Below are 1,665 nucleotides of genomic sequence, written 5' to 3' on the forward strand. Positions count from 1 at the left end.
GGCGACCTCGCGCACCAGGTCCGCGACGCGCGGCCACACCGGCTCGGGCAGGTCGTGGCCCACACCGGGCACCAGGTCCAGCAGCGCGCCGGGCACGGCGGCGGCGGTGGCCAGCGCGACGGAGACGCGCACCAGCGGGTCGTGGGTGCCGTGCAGCACGAGCAGCGGCACCCGCAGCTCCCGCAGGCGCGGGCCCGACCAGCGGGCGGCGGTCTGCCGGCTCTGCGCGGCGGTGTCGCGCACACCGCTCGGCACGCCGGCGGCGAGGTTCCGCTCGACCCGGGTGCGCACGGCGTCCTCGTCGAGGGGGTGCCCCGGCCCGGCCAGCGCCCGGGCCAGCAGCAGGGCGGCCGCGACGTCGGCACCGGGGCCGTCGGGGAAGCGGGTGCGCGCGAGGCGGGCGAGGAAGCCGGGGCGCACGTGCCGCAGGGCGCGCACGCCCTGCGCGTCGCTGGGCAGGGCGGCCGACGAGGTGACGCTCAGCACCCGCGACGGGTGGCGCAGGGCGGCGCGCTGGGCGATCACCCCGCCCATGGAGTGCCCGAGCAGGTGCGCGGCGGGCCAGCCCAGGGCGTCCAGCACGGCGACGGCGTCGTCGGTGAGGTCCTCGGCCGCGTAGGCCGCCCTGGGCCGGACCAGGGCGGTGAACGGGTCGCGCCCCGAGACGTCCGGGAAGCGGGTGGACTCCCCCGCGTCCCGCAGGTCGAAGGACGCCACCGCGAAGCCCCGCGCCGCGAGGGCGGCGACGAGGCCGTCGGGCCACCAGGACCTCGAGACGCCGAGGCCCATGCAGAGCAGGAGCGGGTCGCCGCGGCCGACGGGCTCGGACCAGGCGATCGAGACGTCACCGTTGCGGGCGTACCGCGTCATCACAGCGCCTCCTTCGAGAACGGTGTTCGCACCAAGGACCGTACCCCTTCGAGTACGGTGTTCGCGAGCGAGGAGGTGCGGTGGTCGCAGGACGACGCGAGGACCCGGTCTGGCTGCGCCCGGAGCAGGCGCCGACCGGGCGCCCCGGCGAGCTGAGCAGGGCGCAGATCACCGCCGCGGCGGTGGCGGTGGCCGACGCCGACGGGCTGGACGCCGTCACCATGCGCCGGGTCGCGGCCGCCCTCGGCACCGGGGCGGCGTCCCTCTACCGCTACGTGCTCTCCCGCGAGGACGTGCTGGACCTCATGACCGATGCCGTGGCCGCCGGCTACGAGCTGCAGCCGCCCACCGCGGACTGGCGCCGCGACCTGCTCGACGTGGCCCGCCAGCAGCGCGCCCTGCTGCGGCGCCACCCGTGGCTGGCCCAGCTCACCCTCGTGCGCCCGGCGCTCGGGCCGCACGGGATGGACCTGCTGGAGCACGTCGTGTCGTGCCTGGCCCCGGTGCCCGCGTCGGGCAGCGCCAAGCTCGAGGCGTTCGCCGTGCTCACCGCCCTCGTCGCCGCCCACGTGCAGAACGAGGTCGCGCTGCCGGCCGCCGAGCGGCGCAAGCAGCTGGTGTCCTTCGCGCACGCCGTCGCCGCGGGCCGGCACCCGCACCTGGCGGCGCTGGCGGCGCAGGCGGCGCCGGGAGCGGCGGACCCGGAGTCCGCGTTCGACGACCTCGTGCTGCGCGTCCTCGGCGGCCTGCTGGGCGCCTGAGGCCCGGGGAGCTCGGCGCGGCTCCGCGCGGGGG

At 78.3% G+C, this 1,665-nt stretch carries 2 protein-coding genes; one reads left to right on the top strand and one right to left on the bottom strand.

The annotated features are described in order from the left end of the window. A partial coding sequence (locus ABEB16_RS19025) for an alpha/beta fold hydrolase (protein ID WP_345713779.1) occupies window positions 1–870 on the bottom strand: 870 nt, incomplete at its 3' end. A gap of 80 nt (window positions 871–950) precedes the next feature. Between ABEB16_RS19025 and ABEB16_RS19030 the strand changes: the two genes are divergently transcribed. Beyond that, window positions 951–1,631 (top strand): TetR/AcrR family transcriptional regulator C-terminal domain-containing protein, encoded by a 681-nt coding sequence (locus ABEB16_RS19030; RefSeq protein WP_345713780.1) that lies wholly within the window; start codon window positions 951–953, stop codon window positions 1,629–1,631. The last annotated feature ends 34 nt before the right edge of the window (window positions 1,632–1,665 follow it).

The sequence above is a fragment of the Kineococcus glutinatus genome (assembly GCF_039542765.1).
GTDB lineage: Bacteria > Actinomycetota > Actinomycetes > Actinomycetales > Kineococcaceae > Kineococcus_A > Kineococcus_A glutinatus.